This window comes from Legionella feeleii, assembly GCF_001467625.1.
In the GTDB taxonomy this organism is placed as follows: Bacteria; Pseudomonadota; Gammaproteobacteria; order Legionellales; family Legionellaceae; genus Tatlockia; species Tatlockia feeleii.
The window spans coordinates 1-22,502 of record NZ_LNYB01000018.1 but is presented as its reverse complement, the minus strand read 5'-3'; the positions used below and the strand labels follow the sequence as shown (position 1 = coordinate 22,502).

Sequence of the window (22,502 nt, the reverse complement as noted above, 5' to 3'; positions counted from 1 at the left end):
GTTTGGTAAGTTGCAAATTCCACTTCCTGTGGTCAACACATCCTTGTGTTGCCTCCCTTTTCAAGGACTTCAATGTCCTGAGATTTGCAACTTCCAATAATGCCATTATGACTTAATAGCTCATGCTCGTCATTAAGACATACCAAGTCAATGCTGTAAGAAATGTCTTACAAATAAGCATAATAGTCACTTGTTAATAATCGAACAATTTCTATGGCTAATGAGTCTTCTCATTGGAGAAAAATAGAGAGTGAATAGTTAGGCAATGAGACCTGAGCAGTATCTAGACTTGCCAATATTTATAAAAATTTAAAGATATAAACATAATTGTATAAATATCGACCTAATATGCTATTGGCGTAAAATAAAAAAGGAGCCGTAGACACTGTCTTAAAAATAACAAACCTTTTAATGAAAATTGGACTTGCTTTTAAAGACAATATCTATGCTTGCTTCTTTTGTCTTACAGGGATAACAAGCCTCAATGGTCTTAAAGCCTTAAAATGCTCTCGCTCTTATAATCATCATTTATCCCCAATATGGCATTAGCCCAATCCACCCTTATATTCTCGTCAGTACATTGACGTATCAATTTAATAATCAAAGTGCATGCATTATCATGTTTTTCAAAGAGCGCTTCCGCTCCCAAGATAGTGCTTTCAAGCAAATCAGCGCATTGGTTATCAATTTCACCCATTTTCAACACGGGATCTCGGAGGCTTTCTATAGGGATATCCGGGCAGCTCATATATATTGTTTCGATCTGTAATTCGTAGGGATTGAGGGTTGTGGGTAATTTGGGTAGGTCAGGACAGCCACAAAAGAACAAACAAGAGTAGGAAAAAGACTGCACGGTGGGGATGACTACCGGTCTTACGGCTGTTACTAGAATTAGTTTATCTGGCCGTTGTAAAGCGAGTATAGGCTCTTGCGTATCTCTCGATATCCATAAGCTTACACTGGATTTTTCTGCTGGCTTGACCTCAACTTGACTTCTCATCATTTGACCTCTTGCTTAATTCATTGCTTTTCTTTTACTTCATGCCTGGCTACGTCAGTGCTTAGGCGTTGAAAAAATGTACTCTCCTCCCCAGATAGTAGAAGAGATTATAACTTAATTACGAAGTGGTTTAAGAGTTATTGATAACCATAATGATCTGAGTTACAACAATATTGGGACGCAAAAATAGGAAAGCGCTGAAAATACATAATTTTGCCCAATCAGCAAAAAATAGTTGCATTGCAGTAATGACATCTACCTTGCGCAAATGGGAATTAATGTTGTCTGAAAATTGCCCCGACGCAAAACATCAGGCCTAACTGGGGTAGTCAAATCTAGTGGACCGCGTCATTAATTGGTGCTCAAATAGAAAACCACAATCTATCTCTAAGTTAGACATAAGATGGTTGTGTCGGCGATAATACTCTTTCTGGATACCTCGCAGCTAAGGATAGACTGAAATGTTCAGTAAAGAAAAATCTAAACATCCTAAATATAAAAATAGCCAATTAAATCAAAATCCTGAGATTATTTTTCATGACCAGCATCATGAATCACTCGATAACGATTTACAATCATTATCAGCTAGAGACATTAGTCCGAGCAGTTTAAAGGGCAAAGAAAAGGAGTTACCCGTACCTGAAGATAGTTTGGGAACTTCTAAATTATCTAGAAAAAATTATGATCCCAAAATAAATCAAACGAGTTGGCATGGTAACGTTGGGAGTTCTTCTGGTAATCCCTATCCTAAAGCGGCGCCGGCCGAGTCAAGAAGGAGAAATTTGTTTAGACAGGCTGTATCCAAATCCTTTAGCAGCTTTTTTAAAAATAAAGACTCATCGAGAGCGACAGAAGAACCTGAACCTACTGAAGTCATACTTGAGGGACAACGAATTCCCCTCAAGGTCTTTGAGGATAACAATGAGGTTACCCAAGGAGTCTTGACCACGTTCGAGGACGAACTCACTGAAAGTGATGACAATAGTCTATCATCACCAAAGCGTCATTCACTGTTATTAGAAGACTTGGTAAACGAAGAAAGAAATCCGATTTTATATAGGGAAATTCTTGCATGGGAGCGTTTGAAAGAAAGAGGTGATAATCTCATCGAAATATTAGAGGAATATCCTTGGCATACTGCTAATTCCATAAAATCATTATTTGATGCCAAATTACGCCAGAAAGTTGAACAGAGGCAAGTTCTTCAAATCGAATTAATTAGGACACTATGTAGAATTTTACACGGAGCATTTCAAAATTATCTTAAGCAAATAAAAGAAAAAGATCCTCAGGCTGAGGCAATGAAGAAATTTTTGTGCAATGCTATCAAATCAGCGATGCGTACTGATCTCTTTGATGAGTATCCTCCCTTTATAAGAAAATTTTTATACCATGACCAATTATCATTAATGCCAGATACGTTGGTCTATGATGATAGCATGCCTGATTTTTTTTATCGTAAAGAATTCGAGCAACGTGCATCGGTCCAATTGCGCTCCTGGAGATTTCCCGAAGCCAAATCTTATAAAGGTCTACTCATTAATACCCTGACATTTCTGAAAGACAACATAGATCTTGAAACTTATAACGGAATCCTTGATCAATTGTTTGAGCTTATAGTTGAGGTTGGTATGGGTTTACGGGAGATCAATATGAAGACTTCGGAACTCCTATTAGATCTAAAGAAACCTGGACAAGTATTAGAACTTAAGATGTCAGAAGAGGAAAAGCCCAAACGCTTTGTTGCTTTAAGTACACAGTTGCATATGGCCACTAACGTTAAACAAGAAGTTATCAAGAAATTAGTGACTCTTATTCATAGCGAGTATTTAGCGCAAAAACTTTTACATCCTGATTTTAAGATTGATTTACCGCAATGTAGCGGTCTTGAGTCTGATATTTACTTTCCTGAAGGCAGTCATTTATTAATTGATATTCAGAAGACGATTGCAAATTTTATGAGTGAACATTCTAAATGGTTCAAGGGTTCAAGTCCTCGTTCAGGTTCAGTAATCGTTACAGCAAACTCACGAAATCTTGCGTTTATCTCGGAAGGGTTAGCTAACGCACTAAAAAATCAGTTAATGCCCTCAGGGCATGATTTGTACGTTGGGGCTTCGGCCAGCAATCTACTATTTTAGCCGATATCGTTTTATCCCTATGAATTTTAAAATTTTTTTAACGTGGGGAAAAATGAATTTTAGCCTAAAATAGTTTTTGTTGGTTCGAATGTAATGAACCACCCCACTGACCTTTCCCTCAATTAGGAGCCGTCCTTGGATGAAAGCGAAGGCTGTAATCCGGGATTTAAACTGGGAACGTATGGTGTACTGTTTATTTTGAGTCCCGGGTTTCGGCTGCGCCTCCACCCAGGCTACAAAAGTACTTCGTTATCCGCTGCGCTTTATATGCCGGGATTACTCCTTGCTTTCAGCTAACTTATAAAGGGCTTTTTGTAATGGCGGATAGTTGCAGTGCTCTCCTGCTTCCTTAATGAAATGGCGGGCGGTAGTTGACAGTACTTTGTTGTGATTTTTTTTTGTTGGGCTTGTTTGCTGGCAGATCTCAGCAATGTGAATCTTGATCGAGGTCAACTGGTATAATCCGGCTTCTTTCCTCAATTGATCGCGCAAGACGGGCAGGCTATAGCGTAACTCTGTTGCCCAGGCCGCATTGGAAACGGTGAGCAACAGGCAACCTTTGTTAAAACTCCCTACCTGGCAATGCTCAGATAGCGGGGGAGTTAAGTAATGCTTGAGCTTACTGTTTAATTCGTCGAGCTGAATGGCGCGCTGACAGATTTCAAGCAATTGCGGATTTAGGCAGCGGTTAATAGGGCGCATTGTTCAAAACCTGAATTAACAAAGGGATAGCATAGCAAATTTGTCGCATCTGCCATATGATATAGAAAATAATAGTTGAACGGACCGAGTATAACGTGACTGATTTAACCAGGCCAATGATGGCAGACAACAACGATGTGGTGTATTTTGCAAGACTTCATTGGCTTCTGTTTTTCTGGCCGGCAGTTCTCGCCTGTTTAGCCATCTATCTTGGTTTAAGCTTTCCCACTTTAAAAGAGTTATCGCTTTTCCTTTTCGTCTTTGCTCTGGCCTGGGGAGGAATAACCTGGGTCAATTACCATTTCTCGTCACTGACCATCAAGAAAAAGCAAGTGATTCTGCGCACAGGCCTGCTGGTAAGGCAGACGATTGATATTCCTCTAACTAAAATTGAGAGTATTGATATCCGCCAATCCGTATTAGGGAGTATTTTCGGGTATGGTTGTCTCGTGATAACGGGGACTGGCGGTACACGTCATATGATTAGCTATCTCCATAAACCCTTAACTTGCAGACGTTATATTGAACAATTGATGCATGGCTAACGAGCATTGGTCCAGTGTTTATTTTACCCAACCGATCCTGTCTATTACGCCATTAACCGGGGGCTTGCAGCATCAAGTTGATTTAATTGAACTGGCTGATCAAGGCAAATGGATTGGCAAGAAATTTTCCTCGCCGACCTGGCTTGGTGCAACAACCCGGCAACGATTGGAATTCACCCAGGCTGTAGCAACCATTGCAGCCAATCAGCTCGGTTTGACTTTTTCTGCCAGGCACTCCGAGGCAAATGATTTCCTGCTGACTGTCGATGGTCATTTTGCGTTGATTCTCCCCTACTGTGAAGGGAAGGTGCTAGAGGCAGTGGATTCTAAACAGGCTTACATCCTGGGCAATAGACTGGCACAGCTGCATTTACTCCCTTTTCCTGCCCACGGTGCGGAACGTTTTCCTGCTATTATCCCGCCAGAAGGATTGGCTCATATCCCTTGGCTAGGGGAACTCATTAATCACTGTAATCGCTATCGTGATTATGACGCGCAAAACCGGGTGGTTAGCCACCGGGATATTCACGTTAATAATATTATTTGGCGCGATAGTGAAACACCGCATTTCATTGATTGGGAAAGTGCGGGTTACATCCATCCCTTTGTTGAGTTGATAGGGCTTGCTGTAAACTGTGCAGGCATGGCTCATTCTGTCTTCGCAACAGAGCAGTTTCAAGCGACTTTGCTGGGTTATGCGGAATGTGCTGGTCACTTGCCCGCGATGGATGCTATTTTATGGCAGCAGACTTTGCACAGTTGGTTGCTTTGGTTGACGTATTGTTTGAAGCGGGGCTGGGAAAAAGAGGCCTGGCAAACCATAAAGGTTATTGAATTCATTGGTGATAGCATGGAGAACATGCAGCAGCTTTATGACGGACTTTACCTGACATTTAAAAAATAATTGTGTGCAAGAGCGCTCTTTCCATTAACAAGCGAGCCATCATGAAAATAATTGATTTACGCAGTGATACAGTTACCAGGCCAGGTAAAGCAATGCTTGCTGCCATGATGAATGCTGAAGTGGGTGATGATGTCTTTGGTGAAGATCCGACGGTCAGGATGCTGGAAGAATTGATTAGCGATAAAGCCGGTATGGAAGCAGCTGTCTTCTTACCTTCTGGAACACAATCCAATTTGATCGCGATTATGGCGCATTGTGAACGAGGGGATGAATACATTGTTGGGCAAACAGCCCACTGTTATTTATTAGAAGGGGGCGGGGCAGCAGTTTTAGGCAGTGTCCAACCGCAGCCGCTTGATTTTGAGCCGGATGGTACTTTGGCCTTGGAAAAAGTGGCGCCGGCGATTAAGCCAATGGATCACCATTATGCGCGTACGAAATTACTTTGTCTTGAGAATACGGTTGACGGGCGGGTTTTACCACTGGCCTATTTACAAGAAATGAAACTTTTTTGTCAGCAACAGGGTCTTCAAAGCCATCTGGATGGGGCACGAGTTTTTAACGCAGCAGTCAAATTGCAATGTTCCCTTAACGATATCAGTCATCATTTTAACTCGATTTCTATCTGCCTCTCCAAAAGCCTGGGTGCCCCTGTGGGCTCGGTTTTGGCAGGCAGTAGCGAATTAATAAAAAAAGCACGTCGTTGGCGTAAAGTATTGGGTGGCGGTATGCGCCAGGCTGGTATTTTAGCGGCGGCAGGGATTTACGCGTTGGAACATCATGTCAAGCGCTTGGCTGACGATCATGACAACGCCTTGTATTTAGCGAACAGGTTGGCTGAACTTGAGGAAATCGACGTGGATACGGCTGCCTTGCAAACCAATATTTTATTTATAAGGGTGAAACATCATTATAAAGAATTACAATCCTATTTGCAGGAAAGGGGAATAATCTTCCCTAAACAGCCTAATAAACAGGGCAGGGTAAGATTGGTTACCCATCTTGATGTTTCAAGAAAAGATTTGACGTTGGTTGGTCAAGAGATCAAGTCTTTTTATTGCAAGGCGGTATCCAAGGTCAGTTAATTTTTCGCAGTTTCCTTATTGGAAGAAACATAAAATGTTATTTGAGTTGCCCTATCATTTTCTTTTACCGCTTTTATTCCTGACGGGTCTCGTAGCTGGCACGGTGGATGCGATCGCCGGAGGCGGCGGCTTGATTAGTCTGCCCATGTTGCTAGGAGTGGGTGTGCCGCCGCAGGTTGCATTGGGAACCAATAAGCTACAGGGGGCGATAGGTACCTTCGTAGCGTCTTACGGCTACTATCGGCAAGGGCTGCTTTCACTGAATACAATCTATAAAGGATTAATGTGGGGGATTTTTGGCACCATACTCGGCGCTGTCGCGAGTCAGGTCCTGAATAGCGATATTTTAAGAAAAATCATCCCCCTCCTGTTATTAGCCATTCTGATTTATACCATCTTTTCACCAAAACTGGGCTCCGAGGATAGAGGGCCCAAAATAAATGAATTTTGGTTTTATATTTTTTTTGGTTTTTTCCTGGGACTTTATGATGGTTTTTTTGGTCCTGGCACTGGTTCACTCTGGGTGTTTTCACTGACTTTTTTTCTTGGTTATAACTTTGTTAAGGCGTCTGCCTACACCAAGGTTTTTAATCTGAAGAGCAGCCTGATCGCTACACTCTGTTTTGCTTTTGGCGGCAACATTGATTATACGCTTGCCCTCTGTATGGCAATGGGGCAATTAATAGGCGGCAGGATAGGCGTTTATTTTGCTATCAAGAACGGCGCCCGGTTAATCCGCCCTATCTTTATTTCTGTTGTTTCCACGACAATTATTACGCTGCTCTATAAAAGTTATGGGGCAGACAGTTTTCTACGATTCCTTCACACTTTCGGTTTACTACCTGCAGCCCTCTTTTTCGGGGTTCCTGTTATCAGCATGACAATCCTGTACCTTCGGCAAAGTAAAAGAAGACGCCAGAGGCAAGAGGTCGACCCGGCAACGGAAGTTCATGAGTCTATTTAAACAAGGCCCTGACAAGTGAGGGCCTTAGGCCTTTTTCGACGTTGATTCTACATTTTGAGTGAAGCGGTTACATAGGGTCCGTCTACGGAAAAGCTGTCGGTTGTTTTTAATAGACTTTGCAGGAAAACAGCCCCTGAAACTATTCCTAACGAGCCCGGAACATAGGTAGAAGGGACATAATTTTGTATCGCATTCACGTAAATAGCCGCCATATAACCTGCTTCTATGCTGAATAATTTATCGTTGGATTGCCGGGAATATTTAAGACCTAATTTGGCATCCAGCGCAGGGACAACTTGTACGAAGCTTTTATGCGATATCGATTGATGATTGACAGGAATCCCTGTGCCCGCCAATACACTCCCTGTACCTGCGGCGCCAGTAGAGGGTTGCTGGCTGCCAATATAAAGATTTCCTGCCAATAACCCTACAGCATTGATGTTATAAAATCCCTGGTATTCTCCATCGATACCTAAACGAATACCGGCAGCGTTATATTTCGATTTGGTCGTTATGCCAAAGGTGTAAGGGCCCAATATGGGGTCGATACCCGAAAAATTGGCTATTATCTTTTGCTCTAGCCACAGGCCGCTGATCCCTGCAAAAATGCGGCTTTTGAGATTGGGATCAAAATAGATATGTTTCGCAAGATCAGTATTAAATACGTCATAGCGGTATTGGAGTTGACCGTTTGCGGCGCTGGTTGTGCCGGCATCAGGGCCAATGTTCCAGAATGGTCCCGCCATTTGCTGTGCCGGAGGCGCTGTTCTGTTGACCGGGAAGGTTCCGTTGTCCGTGGTGTGCAAATGGGCCCAATAGAAATTGATATCATTGCCAGATTCAGGAAAAACGTGGCGGAAATTAAGTGAGAAACCTGCACTAAAATCAGGGTCAATGCCTTCTGGCTGCCAACTTGGTGAAAGAATCGGCGTAGACACGTTCGAATTAAACGGATCGACTAATACAGCGTAATCATTGCTCCCGCCTGGACGCAAAAAAATTGCACCGGCAGAAAATTCATTGGATGCGGGCAAATTAGGAATATAGACGTCAAATCTTCCTTCCTTAACGCCCATTTCACCAGCCATCCCCGTTTGGAAGGGGTTCATTAAAATACTGAAAATAGTAAACGATAGTAGTTTTTTGCTAAACATGAGTACTTCCTGTAAATCAAAATGTTAATCCGAATAAGTTGATAAAATGCAAATCCAGGGTATATCCGTTAACGTATCTCCTTTGTTCTTATCGAAAATTTTTACAGAGGATATATAAAAATCGTAATGGCGTACATATCTTGAATAGGTATTTCAAATAAATTAATCGTTGACTTAACAGGCTCCTGCGCCAGGGCACAGAAAGCCTGCTGCAAAATAAAAAGGGCATGGTCTGTATAAGGCAGGAAAAGGCTATTCCTCATCACTGCAGGAATAACCGCAGCCTTCATTGGGACACATAATTTGCCGACCAGAACGTTTCGTTTCCTTCACAGTCAACAAGGGCCAGGCGCATTTGGGGCAAGGTTTATCAATGGGTTCATTCCATAATGCATAATCGCATTTAGGATAGCTGCCGCAAGAGAAAAATATTTTTCCTTTACGCGACTTACGCTTGAGGATCTTGGCGCTATGGCATTTAGGACACTCAACCCCTGTATCAGCAGGTTTTTCCAATGGTTCTATATGGGTACATTGCGGATAATTTCCACAACCAATAAAACGGCCATATCGACCTGTTTTAATATGCAGGGGACCGGAACATTCAGGGCAATTGCGCCCTTCGACTACTTCAGGCTCTGATTTTTCGCCTTCGCCATTCGCACTGAGATCCTGGGTATAATCACACTCAGGGTAACCGGTACAACCGATGAAACGGCCTCGTTTTCCTAAGCGGATCGCCAGCGGTTTCTCACATTTTGGACATTTATCATCGAGTATTTCTGTGGTCACATCTTTGCGCTGGACCTGTTCATCAGTACTATGAATCTGTTGAATAAAAGGCTGCCAAAACTCTTCCAACACAGGAATCCAATCTTTTTCACCGCGTGATACAGCATCCAAAGTATCTTCCAATTGCGCAGTGAATTTGTAGTCGACATAACGCGTAAAGTGGCCTGTCAGGAAACGATTAACTATCCTGCCAACGTCGGTGGGGAAGAAACGCTTCTTATCGACCACCACATATTCACGTTGCTGCAAGGTGTGAATAATTGATGCATAGGTGGATGGTCGTCCTATATCATATTCTTCCAGCGCTTTAACGAGGGATGCCTCTGAGTAACGTGGAGGCGGTTCGGTAAAATGCTGATTGGCAAGAATATCTTGCAGGCTAACTTTTTCACCTACTTTTAATGCGGGAAGTAACATTGCATTTTGTTCATCATCCGGTGAATCATCTCGCCCTTCTTCATAGACGGTAAGAAAACCAGGGAAGGTGATGGTGGACCCATTAGCACGAAATAGATTGCCTTCGCCACAGCTTAAGTCGACTGCGACGGTATCTACCAAGGCCTCAGCCATTTGACAGGCAATGGTTCGCTTCCAAATAAGGCTATAAAGCTTGAATTGCTCACTGGTCAGCGCGGGCTGTACCATTTCTGGCGTGCGTCTAACCGAAGTGGGTCGAATTGCTTCATGGGCTTCTTGCGCATTTTTCGATTTGGTTTTAAAAACGCGGGCAGTTTTGGGGCAATTATCATCGCCATAACGCTCGCTAATGTAAGTTCTAATTTCCTCTATCGCTTCATTGGCCAAATTGACGGAGTCAGTACGCATGTAGGTAATCAAACCCACGGTACCTGAGCCAATATCGATCCCTTCATAGAGCTGTTGGGCAATCATCATGGTTTTACGTGCGGTAAACCCTAATTTGCGGGCAGCTTCCTGTTGTAGTGTGGAGGTAATAAAAGGCGCTGCCGGATTGCGTTTACGTTGTTTCTTTTCAACATTTTCAACAAGCAGATTACCCTGTGCTTGTTGAAGCAAGTTTTTTTGTATGTTGTGTGCTTGATCTGCCCCATTAATCGTAAATTGTTGGAGTTTTTCACGGTTAAAATGGGTGAGTCTTGCTTCAAAAGGGGTACTGCTATGCTGGCATTGGGCAATAATTCGCCAATATTCCTGCGCCACAAACCGCTCAATTTCTTCTTCGCGTTCTACAATGAGTCGTAACGCCGGGCTTTGCACGCGGCCGGCAGAAAGGCCACGACGAATTTTTTTCCATAGCAGGGGCGACAGATTGAAACCTACCAGATAATCCAATGCGCGTCTTGCTTGTTGCGCATTAACTAAATCCATTGATATCTCACGCGGATTATTTATCGCGTCTTGAATGGCTGATTTGGTGATTTCATTAAAAAAAATACGGTGAACTTCTTTGTTTTTGAGCAAATTACGTTCTTTCATTAACTCATAAACATGCCAGGAAATGGCCTCCCCTTCGCGATCCGGGTCAGTGGCGAGCAAGAGTGAGTCAGAATTTTTTAAGGCTTTGGCAATCGATTCGATATGACGTGCATTTTTTTCGATCGGATTATAGGTCATTGCGAATTTTTTATCAGGATTTACCGACCCTTTCCGGGGTGGTAAATCGCGCACATGGCCATAGGAAGCCAAGACATCGTAATCTTTGCCTAAATATTTTTGTATAGTTTTAGCTTTCGCGGGCGATTCCACGATAACCAAGTGTTTGCTCATAGCTAAATTAACCTTTCCTTGTGGTAACAATCAATGTAACGGTAATTCGTCTTCTTTTTGATATAGCACAAGATCAAGAAAAGCTAATTGAGCTGCATCAAGATTTTCAGCAAGTGTGTTACGAATAGTCCACTTTGTTTCCTGCAGGGTAACAAAACGGGACTCGGAGAATAACAACTGATTGATAATTATTTCCAATGTTTCTGATTCCACGATTCCCCACGACATCAAGCGGGTTATAAATTGGTAGCTGGCTTTGGTAAGCCGCATCTTTTCATCGGCTGTAAAAACGCGCATCGCAGTGTCTTGCGCGGCCTTTATAACCACGGTCCGGCTTTCAATGCTTGACGTTTCGTAAACGTCACTGTCGTCTTGTCCATTCTCATTAGGTGTCGCTGAGGTGGTACTTTCCTTTAATTGGGATAAACTTTTTTCAAAAAAATTCATTAACATTTCAAACAAGCTATCTTTCATAATTAACACCTCATGTAACCACAGGGAACAGCTTTGACAATTCCCTGTAATTCTAATGTAACCAGGTTGCAGGTTACTTCTTCAACATTTAAACCACTGCGAGCCATAATTTGATCAACAGTCGTTACTTCAAAACCAATGCACTTTACTAGGTTTTCATTATCCGTGGCAAGGGATTGCCTCAGGTCATTTTTTTTTGCTTGCTGATTAGCCAAGCCTAATTCATCGAATACATCCTGACTGGATGTTACCAATCTGGCTCCCTGCTGCAGCAGGTGATGGCAGCCTCTGGCCTGTGGATTGAGGAGAGATCCTGGCACAGCAAAAACATCACGATTTTGCTCTAGCGCCAGACGGGCGGTGATCAATGAACCGCTCCGAATTGCTGCCTCAACGACCAATGTGGCTAATGATAAACCGCTTATTATACGATTTCTGCGTGGAAAATGTCCAGCTGTTGGTGCAGTTTTTAGCGAAAATTCACTAATAAGCAGGCCATTTTGACTTATTTCTGTAGCCAATTGAGCGTTTTGTCGTGGATAAATACAATCAATCCCGGTAGCCATTACCGCGACTGTTTTTCCCTGGGCATCCAGGCAGCCGCGATGGGCTTGGGTATCAATACCCTGTGCCAGGCCACTGACGACGGTGAGATTATTCTTTGTCAGCTCATAAGCAAAGCGTCGGGCAAGTTCGCTACCTGTTATGGAGGGCTTTCGACTACCCACTATGGCGATAGTTGGTTGTTGCAGGCAGGATAATTCGCCAATAGCATACAAGATGGGCGGAGGGTCATAAATTTCTTTTAATAAGGTCGGGTAATTGCTGTCTTCCCAGGTTAACAAATGGTGATTGCTCTTTTCCTGCCAGCGAAAATCGGCTTCCAGTTCCTTAAAATTAAAGGTGCTGATCGCCAGCGCCATTTTAGCGGGTAAGCCTGCTTGCTGTAATTGTTGCTCGGAGAGGCGAAACAGTTCTTCCAGATCGGGCCAGTGCTGCAATAATTTCACCAGGGTACGGGGCCCAATCTGCTCTATTTTATTTAAGGCAATAAGATAAGGTTTATTATTCATGGCTGAATGGTGCAGTCCTTTCCAAATTTCATGGCGAGCATGAGCAAACAGGCTGCAACGTGTTGTTCTACTGTCAGGAATCCTGCTGATTTTCCCGTGGCACCGAAACAGCGAATAAGGCGCTCTTGCCAAAAGGATAAGAAGGCAGGAAGCAAGCGAGTAGTGTCACATTGAGGCAGTCGTCCGTGAGCCTGGGCATGCATCTTGCAGCCATACGAGGTATTGGCGATAATAGCACGCATTATTAGGTAGGAAACAGATATTTTATGGCTATCCGCAAGATTATTTATTTACCGGACGAACGGTTAAGACTGAAAGCAAAACCTGTTGAACAGTTTGATGATACCTTACAAACACTCATTGATGATATGTTCGAGACGATGTACCACGCCAATGGGGTTGGACTTGCTGCACCACAGATAGGTATCAGCCTTCGTTTGTCGGTTGTGGATGTCATTGGTGATAAAAAACAGCAATTGGTGTTGGTGAATCCCGAAATTATTGCCAAAGAAGGAGAGGCTGAATATCAAGAAGGATGCCTTTCTGTCCCTGGGGCTTATGATACGGTGATCCGAGCCAGGAAAGTGACCATTCGTGCCCAAGATCGTTTTGGCAAACCCTTTGAAATGACTGCGGAGGGGCTTTTGGGCGAATGTTTTCAACATGAAATTGATCACTTGAATGGCAAGCTTTTTGTTGATCTGCTCTCCCCTCTTAAGCGGGCGATGGCAAGAAGAAAGCTGGATAAATTTAAACGGATGAATGTACGTAAGTTATGAGTAGTTTAAATATCGTTTTTGCGGGGACACCTGAATTTGCAATACCGTCACTTGATGCTCTCGCCAAGTCTTCCCATCGTTTGTTGGCAGTATACACTCAGCCTGACAGGCCTGCGGGTCGTGGACGTAAATTACAGCCATCAGCAGTTAAAAGTTGGGCCTTGTCTCATGAAATACCCGTTTATCAACCCCTTAATTTTAAAAGTGAACAAGCGGTTACGGAGCTAGCGCAATTAAAACCAGATATTCTCGTCGTGATCGCTTATGGGTTAATTTTGCCCAAGGTTGTGCTGGCTTTACCTCGTCTGGGCTGTATTAATTCGCACGCGTCTTTATTACCACGCTGGCGCGGTGCATCGCCTATCCAGCAGGCTGTGTTACATGGTGACGACGAGTCTGGTGTCACCATCATGCAAATGGATGCTGGCATGGATACCGGCGCTAAATTGGCCGAAATCAGCTGCCCCATTTTTCCTGAAGATACGGCAGGCAGTTTGCATGACCGACTCGCACAATTGGCCGTAGAGCCCCTGTTATCCACGCTTGACGCGCTTGCCTGCGGGCAGGCAAAACCAATTCCTCAGGATAATAGCCAGGCTACTTATGCGGGAAAAATAAAAAAAGAAGATGCAGCAATTAATTGGCAGCGCCCGGCAACCGAAATAGTTAATCAGGTGCGTGCATTCAATCCCTGGCCAATTGCTTATACACAAGCTGGTGAAGAGCTCTTACGGATCCATCAGGCTCATGTCGTCGCAAATACAAGCTCTGCGGAACCTGGCACAATCCTGTCTATCGATAAAAAAGGGATTCTGGTTGCTGCAGCTCATCACGCTGTCATGATTGAGTATTTGCAATTTCCAGGTTCCAGGGTAATGCCTGTATCTGCCTGGTTGAATTCGGGTCGAGCGCAACACTATATTCATTTGGTCCTGCGATGAAAAAAAATGAGCGCTTACAAGCGCTGCGTATTTTAGTGAAATTACTGCAAGAGAGAACGCCGCTTTCTCATCTGTTTCAAGCACAGAGTGAGTTGACTCCATTAACAAAAGAAATTTGTTTTGGTGTTTGCCGCCATTATTTCCGCCTGCAGGCGATAGCGGATTGCCTGGTTGATAAACGCCCGAAAGCAGTCGAGGTCTGGCTGGTTTTGCTGATTGGTCTTTATCAGCTCCATTTTATGCAAAAGCCTGATTATGCCGTCGTCAAAGAAACCGTTGCTTTACTTGATCCCCTTAAAAAGTCCTGGGCAAAGGGATTAGTGAATGCGGTTTTAAGAACCTATTGCCGCGAGCAGGATGCCTTGGTGGCCCGTCTGCAAACTAACCCTGATTTTCTTTATGGGCACCCGGCCTGGTTTGTAGAGCGCTTGCAAAAGGATTGGCCTGACGGTTGGCAAACCATTCTTCAGGCCAATGACGCTCATCCCCCAATGAGTTTGCGGGTGAATCGACAACGGGGTGACAGGGCAGCTTACCTGGAGCGTTTACATCAAAAAGGAATGAAAGCCTACCCGACAATGGATGCAATCCAGGGAATTACCCTGGAAAATGCTTGTAATGTGGATGACTTACCCGGTTTTAGTTGCGGTGATGTCTCTGTGCAGGATGAAGCAGCACAATTCGCTGTTTCACTGCTATCCTTACAACCAGGATTGCGCTTGCTCGATGCCTGTTGTGCACCCGGTGGTAAAACCTGCCACATTCTCGAAACCGAGCCGGCATTGAAAGCTTGTATTGCCCTTGATATTGAGGAAAAGCGTTTGCAACGGGTGAGAGAGAACCTGACCCGTTTAAACCTGAAGGCAACGCTGCTGCAGGGTGACGGACTCAAACCAGAGTCGTGGTGGGATGGACAGCTTTTTGAACGGATTCTCCTTGATGCGCCTTGTTCTGCAACGGGCGTTATCCGACGTCATTCTGATATCAAATTATTGCGCACAGAGGCCGAGGTGACCGAAATTACCCACCTACAGCGTGCGTTGTTAGAAAGCTTGTGGCCTTTACTGGCGCCACAGGGTTTGCTGGTTTATGCCACTTGTTCAATACTCAAAGAGGAAAATGAACTGCAAATTGCCCAATTTGTGGCGAAGCACCCGGACTGCCAGGTAGTTACTGGACAAAAAAGCTGGGGTCGAGTGACAGGCTATGGGTGGCAAATCTTCCCGGGGGAAAACAACAGGGATGGGTTTTTCTATAGTGTGCTTAGGAAGGGATAAATGATGCAAATTAATTGGCCGTTAATCATTGTATTATTTTGTTTATCGTTGCCCGGCGTCTTGATTGCTGTGCCGCGTTTGATTTATTTGTTATTACCAGAAAATAGCGAACAATTAAAAAAACGACTCAGTAAATTGGCTGTTGGGCAGACCTTGTTAATGGTTTTCCTGATGTGTTTTGCCGGCGCAGTCTTGTCGGTACGTACAGGCCTTAATGCCACTCTTTTAGATTCCTTGCTACAAGGCAAGACAATCAGCGGGGATATAGCGGGTATTCTCCCTGTTTTTTTATACACCATTGGAGGCCTGGTGGTGTTCTTTATCCTTTACTACGGTGTGGTAGGTAGTCTTTTGGATGAGGCCAGCTTACAAATAATGAGAAGAATACGTGCAGTCTTGCATCTGGATGGCTGTATTTTATATGGCGGCGTAGTAGAGGAAATTCTTGGTCGTTGGGGATTAATGAATGTCATCGCTTTTTTTGCCATCTTTTTTGCGGGAGAAAAAAGTCCTGCTGTGATGTGGAGCGCAATTTTCCTGAGTGGTCTGCTGTTAACAGCAGGACATATTCCTGCCTATCTTGCTGCTGGTTGTCAGGCAAGTCGTCGTTTCATTTATGCCATGCTGTTGCTGCATGGTTGGCAAGCCATTCTTTTTGGCTGGCTTTTTTGGCAATATGGCTTTATTGCCACGGTCGTTGCCCATATGATCTTCCATTTAGGCTGGTATCTGTATGATAGAACGTAAAGATTGTGTAAAAAAAACGGGTCTTAATATTCAGTTAAGTTGATGGCCTTAATCTCTAAAGCTAATGATAACTTTATTAGCGATAGTTTAAATGTCCCGTTTCAAGCAATTCAGCAGTGAGTTTGCGGATCTTACCAAAGCAGTAGCTCAAACACCGGATAATTACAACAAGAAGGCTGAGACCTTGGGTCTGATGGCGCAAATGAAAGCGCTGGCTACTAGTGGCGATATGATGGCGCAATATCGGTTAGCACAAGCATATCCTAAACATTCAGCCCCTTATTTTGAATGGATGCAGGCTGCAGCTTGCCAAGGTTTTACCAATGCCATGTTAGCTTTGAGTACGGCATTGCTGGAAACCAAGGCTGTTTCTGCGATTCAGCAGGCAGCAAAATACCTGGTGCAGATTTTACGCTCAGATGATAGTTACATCAAAGATGAAGCAACCGCTTTACTGGATTCTAACCGCTTGTTAAAAGCTGAAGTGAATCGGCAAATGGGTAAAACGAATGTGGGTAAAACAGCCGTCAGCTTTTTTGCCAAGGATGCTGACGAAGTGATTCATTGCCGACCCCAGTCTCAAGCCAGTATAAAGCCCTGATTTGTAATGGACAGGTTCTCTGGATCACGTTTGTTGGGTGGTTAGAGATTGCATCTCTTCAAGCCCTTATGAAACAATAGATATTCTCTCTGCTTCTCGTTAGTTGTCTATGAAAAGGGTATTCAAAACAATTCCTATCGATTTGCTGCAAGCTGGGCGCTATCAGCCACGTAAGCACTTTTCTGAAGCGGCATTACAAGAACTGGCCGACTCCATCCTTACTCAAGGTTTGATTGAACCTTTAGTGGTTAGAGAAATCACTGCCAACCAATATGAAATTATTGCCGGTGAGCGGCGATGGCGTGCAGCGATGCTGGTTGGCTTAAACGAGTTACCTTGCTTGATTGGCAATTATAGCGATCAACAGGCAGCAGCCGTTACCCTAATAGAAAACATTCAACGCGAAGATTTAAATCTTATTGAAGAAGCTAGCGGCTACCAACGGTTACAGCAGGAGTTTCACTTTCAGCAAGATGAAATTGCAGTACTTATCGGAAAATCCCGCAGTCATATTGCTAATCTGCTGCGTCTGTTAACGCTTTGTGACCCGGTACAAGAGAAAATAAAGACGGGGCAATTATCGCTTGGCCATGCAAGGATGTTAGTCGGCCTGCAAGCCAGACAACAAATGAATTTAGCCATTGAAATCGAAGAAAAAGGGTGGTCAGTCCGGCAGTTGGAAAAAAAAGTAAGGGAGCTAAAAGCCGGAGAATTACCCCTGCGTGATCCTCAAAGAGATCGGGATATCGAGCGCCTGCAAAGCACCCTCGCAGAACAAATTGGCAGTCCTGTCCAGATTGTCAGTGAAAATGGGCAAGGGGGCTGGTTACAAATTAAATTTTTCGACAATGACACCTTAGCTGGCCTGTTGGAGCGTATGGGCTTGCGTTATGACTAACGTTTTTCCAGCCTTTAAGAATGAGTCTACTCAGGAATTCAAAACGATTAAGACGTGCTCTATTGGTTTGGTCTTACAAATGTCACCTGTGGCGCTCAAAGCTATTGTGGGTGCAGCAAACAATAGAAACAGGCAAGTCCTGCGTGTTTGGATCATTCGGCTTAAACAAACATTGCTCAACACTTACCTACAAAATGGCCTGTATGACTTACCAATGGCACAGTAGACCTTGTAGGTAAGGGGGTAGGAAAAAACGTATTCCTGTTAGGTTGTATTGCTGCAACTTTGGGGAAAGTATCAGGATTATTAAAATCAATATCCAACTGTTGTAGCAGTATTAACGCAGCGCTTTTATCTTTCTGATAGTGACTCATCTCTCTAGAAATCGAAGTGGAATAGCCTCTTAGTGCAGCTATAAGACTCTCCGTTAATAGTACCTCATTATTTAATACATGACGGACAGCCTCTTTTAAAAGGTTACGGAGTGTGTCGGCTTGTTCGCGAGGACAACCGTATTTTATTCCTCGTATGAGTGTTTCATCGATTGTTCGCGTTATATCTAAATATTGCTCAAGAAGTTCACCCTTTTTATTCGTGTCGGCTAGCTTTTGATGTATTTCGCGCAGGACTCGCAAATAAGGACTATCTGCTTTGATTGGGGTATTCGTACCCGATAAGGCAGATAAAGCAAATTTTAATAACTGTTGCGGTCCTTCATCTTCAAGATCTAATTTAGACCACCATTTCCAATCCTCTTGCTGCTGAGTCGCTGCGGCTAAATCAACATCAAGGGTTTGGGGATCATAATAATGATAGCTGCTTTTGTCCAATAACTCAGAGAGTTCGCTAATCATATCCCCATCTTTATTGAACTCTTTTTTCGGTATAGAAACAAAGCGTGCATAAATTAATCCTTTTCCTCCCAGTAATACTTCATCATCAGTGCGTTGTTTTTCTCTTAATGCAATGACAAGATCACTGGTATAAAACACTTGGGGATTGATAGTATTGTAATGAGGCAACTGCCATACAGTTCCTTCTTTTTTAAATAGACAGTTTTCACCACGCTCTTCTGTCCCTCCAGATAACCTGATTTCTTCACAGATGCGTTTAGGGATAAAAATAAAATGAAGATAATCATTGCCTGAGTCGACATATCTCAGGATTGTATCGATTACATGACCATTTTCTTTAATAGGAAAGGCACTTAAATAGCCAGAGTCTACAAAAAGGCGTTCTAATTCTTTTCCCGGTTTAGTGGGTATATTAAGGTGTTCAGCTGGGAGTACCTTAAAGCACTCTCGATTAACTAAACCCTCCAGCGTAACACGTTCTCGTTTATCCGTACGGCCAAAAATATAATAAGAGGAGAGGGTACTCTCTTCTACCTTTAATCTTTTTTCAGAGGATGAACCTGGAGCCATTGCAGAGGATACTTTACGCTTCATAGGAGGGTCAGTTAAAAAAAAGCGTATTGTATAATAATCAATCTTTGTGATCAAGTTTTGATTTATAATGGTCTCTCTGAAATAACGCAACGGTGTTATTTTTTACAGGGTTGCGTTTCAGATTTTAAAGGTAGCGCTTTGATGCGGAGCATAACCTAAAAGCGAATGCATATAGTTTATTGAATGCTAATCATTAGTACACCTATGAAAATGAAAATACCGCCAATAATAACCGAGGTATCGACATGGTTTTCACCAAAAAAGAGCCAGGTGAACAGAATGGTAAATAAGGGATAGATCAATTCAATAATTCCGGCGACAGTGGCATTCTTCACCTGGATAGATGTCGCAATAAAATAGCTGGCCAAGAGAACAACGGAAATTTCGGCTAACGTTAACCATAACACTTTGGGCTCGGTTTGTAAGACCAGGATGTCTTTTTTCATTGACGTGGAATAAGAGAGGACGGCAAACACGATTGCGCCTAATAACATTTCCAGAGCCAACAACGTGAACGTAGAAATGCTGCGAAGTATCTTTTCAGCCAGGGTATAGTTGATACCCCATAAAATGGCTGCAAAGAGTGCGTAGATAACCCACATAGTAAACTCCTGCTTAATTATTGATGACCAGGGACATTCCTGCTACCTTGGCCGAAAATCATTGATTTCCTGTGTTTTGCTGCTCATTGACTCTTCTGTAAACGGTGCTGCAATACTCGTAAATCAATATTTTTCGCCTCAAGCTAGGGAAACGTCAACAGACCACTAATGAGTGGTCATTAAAAAATCAAGGATCCTGTTGATTACTTGTTCTGATTTTAAAATATATCGATGCCCTAAACCTTCTGTACTTAAAAAATCAACATCTTGCAAATTCTCTTTCAATTTCAACGCATCACTATAAGGTATTTCGTGATCCTTTTTATCATGGATGAGCAGAACAGGCGCACCTACATGAGAAATAATCGTCTGTATTTCTTCTACGGTGAGTTGTGCTTCCGTTTCTATATAGGATTGAAAATGTTGCTTTGCTTGTGGTGAAAGACGCATAAAAGCGGTAAATCGATCAAAGATCGCTTGTAAATCATAGGGTGATGCAATCAAAACAAGCTTGTCTGCCTGCAAACCTTCATTGGTTGCTAATAGGGTTGCTGCGCCCCCAAAGGAGTGGGCAATGACTGCATGAAAGTTGCCTAACTCATTCTGACTAGCCAGCATTTTATGGGCAAAATCAACTAAATTGGTACGTTGGCCGGGCGAGTCTCCGTGCGCGGGACCATCAATAGCAATCACTTGAAAGCCGGCATTAACCAGTGGTTCAACAAAGTGGCCTAGTTGGCTGCCTCTACCGTCCCAGCCATGCATTAATAAAATTTTAGGTCCCTCACCCCAGTGCCATGCTTTTATCTGGCAAGCCAATAGGCTTTCTTTGCCATTGCTAATAATATTTTTTTCCCAGTGAGGCCTTTTATGCCTTGTTGGGGTCATAAAACGTTTAGCCGAAATTGTACCAGCGAGCTGTGGCAAGGCATAGCTGGTAAGCGACAAGGCGTTTTTGTAAATCGTCAATAAAATGGGTTCTTTCATTTTCCTCTCCCCTTGTTAAAAATAGGGTATTCAAGGTTGAGGATCAAGGAGAAGAACACATTGGCTTCTTAAGTTGCCAGAATCAATGTACCGGAAAATCAAAATAAGTTTGCGGGTAGGGTTCATTCTTCAGAGTAAAATGCCACCATTCTTTGTCATAGGGCACAAAACCATGGCTTAGCATTAAATCTTGCAGTAAGCGCCGATTTGCTTTTTGTTCCTTACTTAATTTTTGGTAGGCGAGATTGGCGCTGACATCCAGGCAATCAAAGCGGGTGCCCGTATTAATCGAGTCGTCATCAATGTGGGCCGTTGTTTGGCTGTAACAACGAGAACGTTTGGCAGGCTCCAGAGGTTGTTTGGCGCCAATTCTAACCAGGGACAGATCGACCGTGCTGCCACGGCTATGGCCTGATTGCAAGGAAATGTAACCTCGAGCAAACAAGGTTTTCTTTTCCTCACGCGGATAAAAAGCCATCTTTGTTTGCAGATCCTGGGTATTTTGGCTCCATTTGTAAAAAGCATTGACTGCGGTTTGCGGCCGATAACAGTCATAGACTTTGAAACGGTAGCCTTTCGCAACAGCTGCCTTCTCAGCCTTTGCCAGCTGCTCTGCAGCAGCTTGGGTCAAGATACAACGGGCATTTTGATAACCGGGGATAGGATGGCCAACAAAATTATCAGACCCTGCATAGCGCAAGTCTTCAATAATATCGGGGGCGACATCATGCAAATAGACAAAACCAGCCGGTAAGGCATTGGCAAAATGAGCCATAATAGAAAGCAAAATCAGGAAGAGAGTACGTTGCATGTTATGGTGGGATCCATTTTTTCACCTGTTTCTTTAATCATAACTTGACTAGTAAGAACTAAGGAAGCGTTATAGGAAAATAATCCCTTGCATGATCATCCCGGATAAAGAATTCTTTACCCGCCTGGTTTTATCCAGATATATCAAGACACTCCACGTAATATTAGGTTAATAATCGGATGGTATAATTTGTACAAGATGAAAAAAATTAGGTGAAAAGTCATGCCATTAACTAAAGCACAAGCAGTAAGACTTAATCAGGCAAGAGGAAGCGTGGATCTTTCTGAGAGTATTAATGTAGCCAAGGACGCTTGGGATAATGCTATGCGGCACCATGAATGGCGAGTGTCTGGCGCTCAGGATCCTCATGCGGCCCTACAGAATGAACTGATAGGTTGGCGTAAGGCGAGCCTTAATCGGAGATCAGTGCTGGTTGATTTTGATGTTAATGGTGATGGTCGTAACAAAAAAGTCAGGGTGTTCCCTCCTTCCGATAAAAACATCGACAATGATGTAAATGATATTTTCGCTCGTGGTCTTGATTCAGCACGTGCAGTCACTGAAATTTTAAGATGTCATCCTCAGAAAGGTCTTGATAATAAAGCTCTAAAAGATTTGACTATGTTGCTCAATAAATTCCAAGAGAATATGAATGTTCATCTTGCTAATGAAGATGATGCCAAAGGAATGGAAAACGCACGGAAAGAATTAGCGCGGTTTAATGGGGCTTTAGCAAACCTGTTAGGCTCAATCACCATTTAAATTGAATACAATAAAAAAATCCGTAAACTGTTATTTTTCACAATTTCAAGGGAATAGTAGTCAAATGCC

General features: G+C 43.3%; 23 protein-coding genes. 12 read left to right on the top strand and 11 right to left on the bottom strand.

Going from position 1 to position 22,502, the window contains the following annotated elements; all coding sequences use genetic code 11:
- Positions 1-490: 490 nt before the first annotated feature.
- Positions 491-1,003 (bottom strand): hypothetical protein, encoded by a 513-nt coding sequence (locus Lfee_RS02900; protein ID WP_058443790.1) that lies wholly within the window; start codon positions 1,001-1,003, stop codon positions 491-493.
- A gap of 458 nt (positions 1,004-1,461) precedes the next feature.
- On the opposite strand from Lfee_RS02900, the gene Lfee_RS02895 reads away from it, so the two are divergent.
- Positions 1,462-3,141, top strand: a complete 1,680-nt coding sequence (locus tag Lfee_RS02895; protein WP_058443789.1) for a hypothetical protein — start codon at positions 1,462-1,464, stop codon at positions 3,139-3,141.
- Positions 3,142-3,417: 276 nt separating this feature from the next.
- Here Lfee_RS02895 and Lfee_RS02885 read toward each other — a convergent pair whose 3' ends face one another.
- On the bottom strand, positions 3,418-3,843 hold the full coding sequence (locus tag Lfee_RS02885) for a DciA family protein (protein ID WP_058443787.1): 426 nt from the start codon (positions 3,841-3,843) through the stop codon (positions 3,418-3,420).
- A 119-nt stretch (positions 3,844-3,962) separates the two neighbouring features.
- Between Lfee_RS02885 and Lfee_RS02880 the strand changes: the two genes are divergently transcribed.
- The 4 genes from Lfee_RS02880 to Lfee_RS02865 are packed head-to-tail and all read left to right on the top strand — an operon-like array spanning position 3,963 to position 7,341.
- Positions 3,963-4,388 (top strand): PH domain-containing protein, encoded by a 426-nt coding sequence (locus Lfee_RS02880; RefSeq protein ID WP_058443786.1) that lies wholly within the window; start codon positions 3,963-3,965, stop codon positions 4,386-4,388.
- Positions 4,381-5,292 (top strand): phosphotransferase enzyme family protein, encoded by a 912-nt coding sequence (locus Lfee_RS02875; RefSeq protein ID WP_058443785.1) that lies wholly within the window; start codon positions 4,381-4,383, stop codon positions 5,290-5,292. The genes Lfee_RS02880 and Lfee_RS02875 overlap by 8 nt, the downstream gene beginning before the upstream one ends.
- Before the next feature lie 41 nt (positions 5,293-5,333).
- Positions 5,334-6,377: a low-specificity L-threonine aldolase gene (gene ltaE, locus Lfee_RS02870; RefSeq protein ID WP_082646556.1), complete on the top strand. Its 1,044-nt coding sequence runs from the start codon at positions 5,334-5,336 to the stop codon at positions 6,375-6,377.
- A 34-nt stretch (positions 6,378-6,411) separates the two neighbouring features.
- The gene (locus Lfee_RS02865) at positions 6,412-7,341 is read left to right on the top strand and encodes a TSUP family transporter (RefSeq protein WP_058443784.1); all 930 of its coding nucleotides are present in this window, start codon (positions 6,412-6,414) and stop codon (positions 7,339-7,341) included.
- A 47-nt stretch (positions 7,342-7,388) separates the two neighbouring features.
- On the opposite strand, the gene Lfee_RS02860 is transcribed toward Lfee_RS02865, so the two are convergent.
- From Lfee_RS02860 to Lfee_RS02840, 5 genes are all read right to left on the bottom strand, one after another.
- The gene (locus Lfee_RS02860; protein WP_058443783.1) at positions 7,389-8,495 is read right to left on the bottom strand and encodes an Lpg1974 family pore-forming outer membrane protein; all 1,107 of its coding nucleotides are present in this window, start codon (positions 8,493-8,495) and stop codon (positions 7,389-7,391) included.
- Between the two features lie 252 nt (positions 8,496-8,747).
- Positions 8,748-11,033: a type I DNA topoisomerase gene (topA, locus tag Lfee_RS02855; RefSeq protein ID WP_058443782.1), complete on the bottom strand. Its 2,286-nt coding sequence runs from the start codon at positions 11,031-11,033 to the stop codon at positions 8,748-8,750.
- A 30-nt stretch (positions 11,034-11,063) separates the two neighbouring features.
- Positions 11,064-11,507 carry a DUF494 family protein gene (locus Lfee_RS02850; protein WP_058443781.1) on the bottom strand — a complete coding sequence of 148 codons (444 nt, stop codon included), beginning with the start codon at positions 11,505-11,507 and terminating at the stop codon, positions 11,064-11,066.
- A 2-nt stretch (positions 11,508-11,509) separates the two neighbouring features.
- Positions 11,510-12,580: a DNA-processing protein DprA gene (gene dprA / locus Lfee_RS02845; protein ID WP_058443780.1), complete on the bottom strand. Its 1,071-nt coding sequence runs from the start codon at positions 12,578-12,580 to the stop codon at positions 11,510-11,512.
- Positions 12,577-12,783, bottom strand: a complete 207-nt coding sequence (locus tag Lfee_RS02840) for a hypothetical protein (protein WP_058443779.1) — start codon at positions 12,781-12,783, stop codon at positions 12,577-12,579. Before Lfee_RS02840 ends, dprA begins: the two co-directional genes overlap by 4 nt.
- A 63-nt stretch (positions 12,784-12,846) precedes the next feature.
- Between Lfee_RS02840 and def the strand changes: the two genes are divergently transcribed.
- From def to Lfee_RS02810, 6 genes are all read left to right on the top strand, one after another.
- On the top strand, positions 12,847-13,359 hold the full coding sequence (gene def, locus Lfee_RS02835; protein ID WP_058443778.1) for a peptide deformylase: 513 nt from the start codon (positions 12,847-12,849) through the stop codon (positions 13,357-13,359).
- Entirely contained in the window at positions 13,356-14,300 is a 945-nt protein-coding gene (fmt, locus tag Lfee_RS02830; protein ID WP_058443777.1) for a methionyl-tRNA formyltransferase, read from the top strand. Before def ends, fmt begins: the two co-directional genes overlap by 4 nt.
- Positions 14,297-15,577: a 16S rRNA (cytosine(967)-C(5))-methyltransferase RsmB gene (gene rsmB / locus Lfee_RS02825; RefSeq protein WP_058443776.1), complete on the top strand. Its 1,281-nt coding sequence runs from the start codon at positions 14,297-14,299 to the stop codon at positions 15,575-15,577. The genes fmt and rsmB overlap by 4 nt, the downstream gene beginning before the upstream one ends.
- A 3-nt stretch (positions 15,578-15,580) precedes the next feature.
- A complete protein-coding gene (locus Lfee_RS02820) occupies positions 15,581-16,324 on the top strand; it encodes a hypothetical protein (protein ID WP_058443857.1) in 744 nt (247 codons plus the stop codon).
- Positions 16,325-16,415: 91 nt separating this feature from the next.
- A complete protein-coding gene (locus Lfee_RS02815) occupies positions 16,416-16,925 on the top strand; it encodes a hypothetical protein (protein ID WP_058443775.1) in 510 nt (169 codons plus the stop codon).
- Between the two features lie 109 nt (positions 16,926-17,034).
- The gene (locus Lfee_RS02810; protein ID WP_058443774.1) at positions 17,035-17,823 is read left to right on the top strand and encodes a ParB/RepB/Spo0J family partition protein; all 789 of its coding nucleotides are present in this window, start codon (positions 17,035-17,037) and stop codon (positions 17,821-17,823) included.
- Between the two features lie 176 nt (positions 17,824-17,999).
- Here the strand turns inward: Lfee_RS02810 and Lfee_RS02805 are convergent, their stop codons facing one another.
- From Lfee_RS02805 to Lfee_RS02790, 4 genes are all read right to left on the bottom strand, one after another.
- Positions 18,000-19,271 (bottom strand): hypothetical protein, encoded by a 1,272-nt coding sequence (locus tag Lfee_RS02805; protein ID WP_131753183.1) that lies wholly within the window; start codon positions 19,269-19,271, stop codon positions 18,000-18,002.
- A 176-nt stretch (positions 19,272-19,447) separates the two neighbouring features.
- Positions 19,448-19,873 (bottom strand): DMT family transporter, encoded by a 426-nt coding sequence (locus Lfee_RS02800; RefSeq protein WP_058443772.1) that lies wholly within the window; start codon positions 19,871-19,873, stop codon positions 19,448-19,450.
- A 165-nt stretch (positions 19,874-20,038) separates the two neighbouring features.
- Entirely contained in the window at positions 20,039-20,860 is an 822-nt protein-coding gene (locus Lfee_RS02795) for an alpha/beta hydrolase (RefSeq protein WP_058443771.1), read from the bottom strand.
- An 82-nt stretch (positions 20,861-20,942) separates the two neighbouring features.
- The gene (locus tag Lfee_RS02790) at positions 20,943-21,671 is read right to left on the bottom strand and encodes a M15 family metallopeptidase (protein ID WP_058443770.1); all 729 of its coding nucleotides are present in this window, start codon (positions 21,669-21,671) and stop codon (positions 20,943-20,945) included.
- A gap of 222 nt (positions 21,672-21,893) precedes the next feature.
- On the opposite strand from Lfee_RS02790, the gene Lfee_RS02785 reads away from it, so the two are divergent.
- Complete coding sequence (locus Lfee_RS02785) at positions 21,894-22,433, top strand: hypothetical protein (RefSeq protein ID WP_058443769.1); 540 nt, start codon at positions 21,894-21,896, stop codon at positions 22,431-22,433.
- Positions 22,434-22,502: the final 69 nt, after the last annotated feature.